Raw genomic sequence first — 8,848 nt, 5'->3', positions numbered from 1 at the left:
GCTCGCCGGCGTCGCCGATCACATTCGCCGTTTCTGGGAGCCGCGCATGCGGCGTGCGATCCTCGCGGCGCTCGATTCGGCAAACAGAGAGGCGTTGTGCCCGATCGTGCGAGAGGCGCTTGCAAGTCACCGTATCGAGTTGGCGCCCGCACGAGCGTAGCAGCGCAAGAGAGCAGCCGCGCGAATGGTCACCGCAACACGACGCGCGACCGCGTCTTGCGGCTGGAAGCCTTCGCAACGCACAAGCTGAAATGAAGCTTCGTTTCAGTTCGACAGCATTCATCACATTGGAACAAGGAGCGGCAGATGAAGATCTGTGTTTATGGCGCCGGTGCGATCGGTGCGTACCTTGGTGCGCAACTCGCATCTGCTGGCGCCGACGTGAGTTTCGTGGCGCGCGGCCCCCACCTCGTCGCGATGCAGAAAAACGGCGTACGCTTGCAGATCGACGGCGGCGAACGCGTCGTCAAGGTGCGTTGCGCGTCGGATCCGCGCGAGCTCGGCCCGCAGGATTATGTAATCGTTGCGCTGAAAGCGCATTCGGTGCCGGGCGTGGTTGACCTGATGCGGCCTTTACTGGGACCCGACACGGCGATTGTCACGGCAATCAACGGCATTCCCTATTGGTACTTCTACAAGCATGGCGGTGAATTCGCCGGCACCAGGCTCGGCAGCGTCGACCCGGGCGGCAAGCAGTGGGACGTGCTTGGACCGGAACGTGCGATCGGCTGCGTGGTGTACCCGGCAGCCGAAATCGTTGAACCCGGCGTGATTCGCCACGTATACGGCAAGAAATTCCCTATCGGCGAGCCCAGCGGCGAACGTACCGATCGAATTCTGAAACTGCACGACATCATGAATGCGGCGAGTCTGGATGCGCCCATCCGCGACACTATCCGTGACGAAATCTGGCTGAAGCTGTGGGGCAACCTTTGCTTCAATCCGATCAGCGCATTGACCCATGCGACGCTCGACGTCATTACGAGCAACCCCGCGACGCGAGCCGTGTCCAAGACCATGATGCTGGAAGCCAAGGCGATCGCCGATCGCTTCGGCGTGCATTTCCGTGTCGACGTTGAAAGGCGTATCGAGGGCGCAGGTGCGGTCGGCGCTCACAAGACGTCCATGTTGCAGGACCTCGAAGCCAACCGCCCGATGGAGATCGACCCGCTTCTTACCGTTGTCCAGGAAATGGGTCGGCTCGTCGGAGAGGCGACGCCGACGATCGATACGGTGCTGGCGCTGATCAAGCTCCGCGAACGGATTGCGCAGCAGCCGCAACTGCCGATTTCCGGTTCGACGCAGGAAATTTCCAGCGTTTCCTAAGTACAAGGGGGAGATACGCTCCCCTCTTGACCTTGTCCATCGCGGCGGACAAGGTCGCCGCGTCCGTTGTCACGAGGCAAGGGGAGGCGGGAGCGGCGTCTGCCGATGTGCCTTCAGCGGCCCGTCCGTGTCCCTCTAGGACGCGTTTGCCGCGTGGCTGGCGTCTGCACCTCTGTCGGCGAATAGCGCCCAGACCGCGTCCGCATTCGGCCTCAGCGAACGGTTCCGGCGACGCACGAGCATCGCAGTCACTGTCACTTCGGGGAGAAGCGGGCGCGCGACGAGACGCTCGGTCAGCGCCGGCCAATGTGCGTCGATGGGCAGTACCCCGACGCCGATCCCCAGTTCGATCATCCGCAGCACGGCGGCAACATGACCCAGTTCCTGGACGGGACGACCCTGCATGCGATGCGCGCTCAATGCACGCTCGACTGCCAGCCGTATGCCCGCATCGGGGCTGAGCGTCACGAGCGGCACGTTGCTGAGCGCGTTCCACATGAGCCTGGTGCATTGCGCAAGCAGATGGGCTTCGGGCAGCACGGCGCACAGCGGCGTCGAAAAAAGCACCTGTGCATGAAGTGCGTCAGTTCGCAGTGCATCGGCGTCCGAAACGATGCCGAAATCGACCTCGCCGCGTTCGACGCTTGCCAGGACCGTGGATTGCGGCTGATCCTTCACCATGACGATCAAATTGGGAAACATCGCGGCGCAGCGCGCAAGACGCTCCGGCACCCAGCTCGACGACAGCGCCGGGTTGCTCGCAATGACCACGACGCCAGTCTGACCGTCATGGGCGGTGCGCTCCTCGCGCAACACCAGTTCGAATTCATCGAGCAGGCGGCCGATTCGCCGCTCGAGACTCGCGCCGGCCGCGGTCAGTTCTACCTGGCGGGTCGTGCGGTCGAAGAGTTTCAGTTCGACGGCCTCTTCGAGTTCGCGTACGCAGCGGCTCACGGCTGACTGCGTCAAATCGAATTCGCGCGCCGCGCGCGTAAAGTTCCGATGGCGCGCAACGGCAACGAAAACCTTCAGCTGATGTAACGTGACGTTCATGACGCGGCTGGATGGAGGCTATTCACTCATCTGCGCCAGCCAACGAACTCAGTGGCGAAGCGTCGATATCGTGGTTGTGCCGCGCATCGTTGCTGGATTCGATCCAGCGAGCGCGAATCGGCGCGAGGATGAGCTTCGCCGAGATGCCGGCCGCGATCGTGATCACCGCCGCGGTGACGAACACCGCATTCCAGCCGCCCGACGCGGACAACACCGACGCCAGCGGCACGAGCAGGGAAGCGGTACCTTTAGCGGTGTACAGCGTGCCTGCATTCGCAGCCGCATACTTGCCGCCGAACGTGTCCGCGCAGATTGCGGGGAAAATCGAAAAGACCTCGCCCCAGAACAGGAAAATCAGCGCCGCGAACGTCATGAACGCATAGGGGTTGGTGCCGTATTGCATGAGCCCGAGCAATGCAAGTCCTTCGCCGATGAAGATCAGGAACATCGTGTTTTCACGGCCGATCTTGTCCGAAAGGAATCCGCAAAGCGGCCGGGTAAAGCCATTGCAGATGTTGTCGATCGACAGCGTCGCCGTCAGCAGCGGCAAGGTCATGCCGAACAGCGTCATCGGCATTTTTGCGAGCCCCCAGTCTTTTGCAATCGGACCGATCTGCGCCGTTGCCATCAGGCCACCGGCAGCCACCGCCACAAAGGAAACGTAGATCACCCAGAAGACCGGCGCCTTGATCATTTGCCCTGGTGTGTAGTCCACCTTTGTCACAGCGAATTTCTTTTTGGCCGCCACTGCCTGACGTGCCGCAGGCTTTTTCAGCAGCATGGCAAGCACGAACATGCAGCCGCCCTGAAAGATGCCGAAAAAGAGAAAGGCCTGCTCATAGCCAGAGCGTGCAATCATGTTGGCGATCGGGATCACGGTGACAGCGGCTCCGGCGCCGAACCCGGCCGCCGTCAAGCCGGCTGCAAGGCCGCGCCGGTCCGGAAACCATTTCAGCGCACTGCCGACGCAGGTGCCGTACACGCTGCCTGCACCGATACCCGCGATGACCGCGGCGACATAGAGCTGCGGCAACGCGGTCGCGTACGAATAGATGACCCATGCCAGACCGGCGCAGATTGCGCCGCCGGCCACGACCGGACGCGGGCCGAATCTGTCGACCAGCCAGCCCTCGACTGGCACGAGCCAGGTTTCCGTCAGGATGAAGATGGTGAACGCGAGCTGAATGGATGCTTCGCCCCAATGATGCCGTGCATTCATTGGTGCTACGAAAAGCGTCCACGCGTATTGCAGATTGGCCACCAGCGCCATGCACAGCATGCCAATGATGAGTTGACACCACCGGTTCGCCCAAAAGGCGGGCGCCGGTGCGCGCTGTGGGATGTCGTTCATTTACGTTGTCTCCGCTATCTATTTAAAAGTAGGCGGCCCAGATCGCTGTCTGGATGCATTTCGCCTTAAAGTCATGCCCGGATAAAACCGCCTCCGGAAATATCGAAAGTGCGCACGGCTGCAACGGTCTCTCCCATACAGACCCATGCTAGGGTCGATGCTGAATTACCGATAATTAAAGTTTGTTACCATGAGGATTCATATTCGCTTATACATCGGTCATGACGATGAGAAACGCGACACTTCGCCAGCTAAAGGTGTTTGAGACGGTGGCCCGTCACCTGAGCTTCTCGCGTGCTGCGGAGGAACTTCATTTGACCCAGCCCGCTGTCTCCACTCAGGTCCGGCAGCTCGAAGAACATGCGGGTCTGCCGCTCTTCGAACAACTTGGCAAGAAGATCTACCTGACGGCCGCAGGCACTGAAATGCTTCACTACAGCCGCGCGATCATCCAGCAGTTCCACGAAGTGGACGAAGCGATGAGCCAGCTGAAGGGGGTGTCAGGCGGCAAGCTGAACGTCGCCGTCATCAGTGCAGGCGACTATTTCTTCCCGCGCCTGCTCGCCGAATTCGCGCACCGTTACTCGGGCGTCGTGCTCAATTTGGCGGTGCACAACCGTGAGGAATTGCTGCATCAGCTTGCGACCAACCAGACCGATCTCGCGGTGATGGTTCGTCCGCCGCGCGACACGGATGCCGTCTGGGAGCCGATTGCGCCGCATCCGTATGTGATCGTCGCGGCGCCAAGCCATCCGCTTGCGAACAGGCGGAACATCACGATGAGCGAGTTGGAAGACGAAGCGTTCGTGGTGCGCGAGCGCGGGTCCGACACCTGGAACTCGATGGAGGAAGGATTCGCCGGACGGCTCACCAATCTCAAGATAGCAATGGAGATCAAGAGCACCGAGACGATCAAGCAGGCGGTTATCGCCGGCATGGGGATCGCATTCTTGTCCGCGCATACGATCAACCTCGAACTGCAGGTGGGCAACCTCGTCGTACTCGATGTCGAGGGCTTTCCCGTAATGCTCAATTGGTACGTCGTGCATCGCAAGAACAAGCGCCTGCCGCCTGTTGCTCTGGCCTTCAAGCACTTCCTGATGGAAGAGGGCGCGCAGCTCATCGAAAAGATCACGCGCGTGATGGAACTGAGCGTACACAAGCACTAGTCAATGACGCATCGTGCGGTATCTCCGAGGGTGCCGTATACCGAACCAGGAAGCGGAGAACATCGTGAACAGCAGTCAAAGTCACTGCTGAAAGGCGGCGTCGTCGCGTGTGCGAGAGGCCGTGACGCGTTCATATGGGAACGCGCGGAAAGCGCGGCGTGGGGGCGACCGACCGGTTCGCGGTCGGAGGTCAGGTCGTCAAGTCAATCGAGAAAGTCGCAATTCGCGTCGACGAACGCCGCGAGATCGAGCGAATGCTGGCGCACGAGTTTCTCGGCCAGTTCGGTGTCGCGCTGCTCGAGCGCTTCGATGATTCGCAGATGGTCGACGATCGAGCGCGACGCGCGATCGCTCTGCGAAATCGTCATACGCCGGATGGCGCGCACGTGGATGAAGATGTTCTTGATCGTTTCGAGAATGATCTGCGACTTCGACAACTCGACAATTGCCTGATGGAACGCGATATTCGCGTCCGAATATTCGGCGATGTGCTCGGCCGGCGTCGCGTCGCGGAAATGGTCGAACATGCGGCGCAGCTTCGCGATTTCGTCGTCGGTCGCGTGCAGTGTTGCAAGGCGCGCCGCCATGCTTTCGAGCGCCGCCCACATCTGGATCATTTCGACGATTTCACGCTTGGTCTTGCGCACGATGTAAATGCCGCGGCGCGGCACCATGCGCAAGAAACCCTCCTGTTCGAGCAGCGTCATGGCTTCGCGCACCGGCGTGCGGCTTACTCCGAGCGTCTCGCTTAGAACGCGCTCGTCAAGGCGAATCTCTTCGCGCGACCGGTAAATGTCGGCGTCGGCAATCGCCTGGCGCAGCATCGCGTAGGCTTGATCGCGCAGGCTGCCACTTGGATAGATAGGTTGCAGCGCCAGCGTGAATGGAGCGGCCACTGCTTCAGTTTGAAGTTCCGACGACATCGATCGACTTTGATTGAACATGCACGCGATACGGTAAAGCCGGCGAGGCCGGGCGACTGTCCTCAGCCGCTGCGCCCAGGCCGGCAAAGCGGCCGTGCCGCCCCGCGACCTCCGCGACGGATTGCGGAATCGATTGAGTCAACAGAATAGTAGCGGCCGAACCCAGCCCCACAACAGCAACGGCCAGCAGCGCCAGCGAGACATATTCCACTTGTAACCCCGAATGACTGAATGATGATGCGGCGGAATGACATGCTGCGTCGCCGCAAAGGTCAATATTCGGTATTCAATATATCACAAACTTCTTCTTCGACACTAGCACCCCCGTGATTTCAATGCAGATTACGACGATAGACGATAGCGCGGTCTAGGCGCGACAGGGGTTAGCGGTCGATTCCTCATATTATATTGAATAAGATCAAATACTTGCTGTTTGGTCTTTAGGTGCTGCTTGAGAGGCGGTCTGGCGGGGCTTCTGCCACTGTCAGATGGCTCTGAGGGGCGACGGGGGCGCATTGGCGGCGCTTGCTTCCATCTCGACACGAACGCGCGCGAATGGGTTCTGTCGCAGTAAGGGCGGTGCGCCGAGAGTCAACGATATGCTAAGGAATGCTTATTTAAGCGCCGCGTAGAACCGCTCGGCGGGAGTCTGGCCGCTACCGCTGTTTTGCATCTGCCGCTTCACAATCATGTGCATGAGCTCGAAAGCGTCCAGCAGAATGCGGACACAACAGTCTTGAACCCGAGCATCGGCCGCGGACGGCGCTTGTTCGACTTCTCAAAGTAGCGCTGGGCGCAGCCTTGTCACGATGGGCACGCATCAGGGTCGACCGCCTGCCCGGCCGTGTCGACGGCGCGATACACATGTCTGGGCGCCGATTCAGCGCCCAGGCGTCAAACCGCTTACCGGAGAGGCTAGTGGGTCGAAAACACCGAAATGCCCCCGTTCGGGAATTGTCCCGCGCCGGCCTGGAACGGCACATACACCTGTCCGAGCGCACTGTCGATGGCAACAGAGTGGGCGCCGGTGCCCACGGGAATCATAAAAAGCAGCTGCCGCGACGCTCCGTCGACTACTCCCATCTGCGGGTCAAATCCCGAAGAAGCCGCCGTGCCGCCTGTCACGTAGTGTCGGGCCGGTAGGAAGTAGCGGTTGGAAGCCGGATCGTAATTGACCTGGTCCACTCCGCCAAACGGCAAGGTGATGTGGATTGCGCCGGTTGCACGATCCATGATCAGCGTGATGAGGGGGTTCCCGGCCGGCGGATCGCATCCAACGAGCACGTCGTTATTTGGGCCCAGTACGATTCCGGCTGGTCCGCACTTCCCAAGCGGAAACGACTTGCTAACAGAAGGACTTCCAGCTGCCGCAGAACTTGCGGTGATGACATCAAGTTGGCCATTGGGGTTGGCGGATGTCCCGTCATTGTTCATCAAAAAGCTCTTCGTGACCGGATCGTACACGCACGCTTCGAGTCCGGACGAACCGTTGAAAACAAGCTTCGCCACCGGCGTTTGGGTCAGCGTTGAAATGAAAGTGGCGAACGGCGGAGAGTCTCCGGGACTCGTGAACAACACAAGATGATCGTCAGGATCGTAGCAACCTTCATCAACCCGTGAACCGGAATTGCTGATGACGATCGTGTTGACCGTCTTTTGCGCAGCCGTATCGATCACTTTGATCGAGTCGACGTCGCCGACGTAGATCGTGTTCGTGCCCGTGATCCCCACAATCCCATCCGGTCCGGACTCGTCCGTTGTGGCGCCAGCGCCGGTGAACGGCCCAGGAATTTGCGCGATCAATGTGTTCGATTTAGTGTCCACTACATCGATGGCTTTGTTGTTCCGGTCGGTAAGATAGTACTTGCCGGCCTCGACGTAACCAATGTCGAAACTGAATGGCGGGCTCGAGGCATTCGGCACAGCAATGTTGGTCAGTAGTTTCGGCGGAGTCGGTGCGGCGCTAGGGTCATCTCCAGATCCCCCTCCGCAACCGGCCAAAGCCGCCGCGAGCAGTAAGACGGTCATCAAGCGGTTTTGCATCGAATTGTCTCCTTTCGTTTTAACGACCGAACCGCAGAACAACAAGATCGGCCTGGACACTAAAATTCACTCGTTAGATCTGTTGATCGACACCAGTCGACCCGGTGGCCCGGAGGAGCACCGTCGCGACCACGTGCCGGTTGGCGGCAGTTGGCCAAGGATCTACCGTGATTTGATAAGGAATACTTCTCAATTGGGATGCCGCAGTCTTCGCTGTGCCCGCACTGGAGCCATAGACTGGCTGCATGGGGCATACAATGGACGCATGGCGAAAAATCCGAAAGTAAATCTTATTTATGATCTACATTCGCTTTGCGCTATATATTGATCAGTCAACGAAATATCTATTATCCGCGTCAAGGATCATATTGCTGCCGGACAAGCGAGTGATGACGAAGCGTGATGCGAGGACGATGACAGCCGAAGCGCAAGGCGAATTGAGAATGCGCGTGGTGAACGCGGTGGTGACGTCGCGGAAACGTCCGCCGGATGCTCCCGCGTGTCCGGCGCGCTTCGATCACGGTGATGCTCAGTGTCAGTTCTTGAACTGCATCAACGGTTCGCGTGCGAATACCTCGGCAATCCAGTCCGCAAACACGCGGATCCGGCGCGGCAGGTGCCGGTTCGGCGAATAGAGAATCGATATCGGCCGCGGCGTCGATGGATAGTCGACGAGGATTTCGCGCAGCGCACCTGTCGCCAGATACGGCCCGAGTGTGTAGCGTGGGCCCTTCACGATGCCCAGTCCGTGCAGCCCGCATGTCACGTAGGCATCCGCATCGTTGACGGCGATCGTGCCTTTCATCTCGATCAGCTCGGTTTTACCGTCGATCACGAAGTCCCAGCCGCGCACCCGCCCCGTGTTGCTCGACACGTAATTGACGCCGACGTGATGGCGGAGCGCATCCGGCGTCTTCGGCTCGCCGTGCTGCGCGAGGTACGCAGGCGCGGCGCACGTGACGCGCGCCATATTGCCGATGCGC

9 protein-coding genes and 1 pseudogene are annotated in these 8,848 nt (G+C 59.9%); 3 read left to right on the top strand and 7 right to left on the bottom strand.

Annotation, left to right across the window (positions count from 1 at the left end; translation table 11 throughout):
- Window positions 1–160, top strand: a 160-nt coding sequence (locus J3489_RS28885; RefSeq protein ID WP_207004107.1) for a formate dehydrogenase subunit delta, incomplete at its 5' end; no start/stop codon positions are given.
- 146 nt (window positions 161–306) lie between these two features.
- Complete coding sequence (locus tag J3489_RS28880; RefSeq protein ID WP_207004096.1) at window positions 307–1,326, top strand: 2-dehydropantoate 2-reductase; 1,020 nt, start codon at window positions 307–309, stop codon at window positions 1,324–1,326.
- Between the two features lie 135 nt (window positions 1,327–1,461).
- Here the strand turns inward: J3489_RS28880 and J3489_RS28875 are convergent, their stop codons facing one another.
- Both J3489_RS28875 and oxlT read right to left on the bottom strand, forming a co-directional pair.
- Entirely contained in the window at window positions 1,462–2,379 is a 918-nt protein-coding gene (locus J3489_RS28875) for a LysR family transcriptional regulator (protein ID WP_207004093.1), read from the bottom strand.
- Window positions 2,380–2,401: 22 nt separating this feature from the next.
- Window positions 2,402–3,730: an oxalate/formate MFS antiporter gene (gene oxlT, locus J3489_RS28870; protein WP_207004091.1), complete on the bottom strand. Its 1,329-nt coding sequence runs from the start codon at window positions 3,728–3,730 to the stop codon at window positions 2,402–2,404.
- A gap of 221 nt (window positions 3,731–3,951) precedes the next feature.
- Between oxlT and J3489_RS28865 the strand changes: the two genes are divergently transcribed.
- Window positions 3,952–4,899 (top strand): LysR family transcriptional regulator, encoded by a 948-nt coding sequence (locus J3489_RS28865; protein WP_207004089.1) that lies wholly within the window; start codon window positions 3,952–3,954, stop codon window positions 4,897–4,899.
- A 203-nt stretch (window positions 4,900–5,102) separates the two neighbouring features.
- Here J3489_RS28865 and J3489_RS28860 read toward each other — a convergent pair whose 3' ends face one another.
- The 5 genes and pseudogenes from J3489_RS28860 to J3489_RS37950 form a co-directional block, all read right to left on the bottom strand.
- A complete protein-coding gene (locus tag J3489_RS28860; RefSeq protein ID WP_207004086.1) occupies window positions 5,103–5,822 on the bottom strand; it encodes a GntR family transcriptional regulator in 720 nt (239 codons plus the stop codon).
- Window positions 5,800–6,033 carry a hypothetical protein gene (locus J3489_RS28855; protein ID WP_207004084.1) on the bottom strand — a complete coding sequence of 78 codons (234 nt, stop codon included), beginning with the start codon at window positions 6,031–6,033 and terminating at the stop codon, window positions 5,800–5,802. The genes J3489_RS28860 and J3489_RS28855 overlap by 23 nt, the downstream gene beginning before the upstream one ends.
- 402 nt (window positions 6,034–6,435) lie before the next feature.
- Window positions 6,436–6,692 (bottom strand): annotated as a pseudogene (locus J3489_RS38965) (DDE-type integrase/transposase/recombinase); the annotation flags it as partial.
- 45 nt (window positions 6,693–6,737) lie between these two features.
- On the bottom strand, window positions 6,738–7,865 hold the full coding sequence (locus J3489_RS28845) for a YncE family protein (protein ID WP_207004082.1): 1,128 nt from the start codon (window positions 7,863–7,865) through the stop codon (window positions 6,738–6,740).
- Between the two features lie 535 nt (window positions 7,866–8,400).
- Window positions 8,401–8,848: LysR substrate-binding domain-containing protein (locus tag J3489_RS37950; RefSeq protein WP_242540389.1), on the bottom strand; the 448-nt coding region annotated here is incomplete at its 5' end.

This window comes from Trinickia mobilis (assembly GCF_017315705.1).
Taxonomy (GTDB): domain Bacteria; phylum Pseudomonadota; class Gammaproteobacteria; order Burkholderiales; family Burkholderiaceae; genus Trinickia_A; species Trinickia_A mobilis.
The sequence above is the reverse complement of the archived record's forward strand: the minus strand, read 5'-3'. Positions and strand labels throughout refer to the sequence as shown.

Bases quoted from the DNA above. Each gene is read 5' to 3' on its own strand.
- J3489_RS28880 (WP_207004096.1), top strand. From the start codon at position 307: ATGAAGATCTGTGTTTATGGCGCCGGTGCGATCGGTGCGTACCTTGGT.
- J3489_RS28875 (WP_207004093.1), bottom strand. From the start codon at position 2,379: ATGAACGTCACGTTACATCAGCTGAAGGTTTTCGTTGCCGTTGCGCGC.
- oxlT (WP_207004091.1), bottom strand. From the start codon at position 3,730: ATGAACGACATCCCACAGCGCGCACCGGCGCCCGCCTTTTGGGCGAAC.
- J3489_RS28865 (WP_207004089.1), top strand. From the start codon at position 3,952: ATGACGATGAGAAACGCGACACTTCGCCAGCTAAAGGTGTTTGAGACG.
- J3489_RS28860 (WP_207004086.1), bottom strand. From the start codon at position 5,822: ATGTCGTCGGAACTTCAAACTGAAGCAGTGGCCGCTCCATTCACGCTG.
- J3489_RS28845 (WP_207004082.1), bottom strand. From the start codon at position 7,865: ATGCAAAACCGCTTGATGACCGTCTTACTGCTCGCGGCGGCTTTGGCC.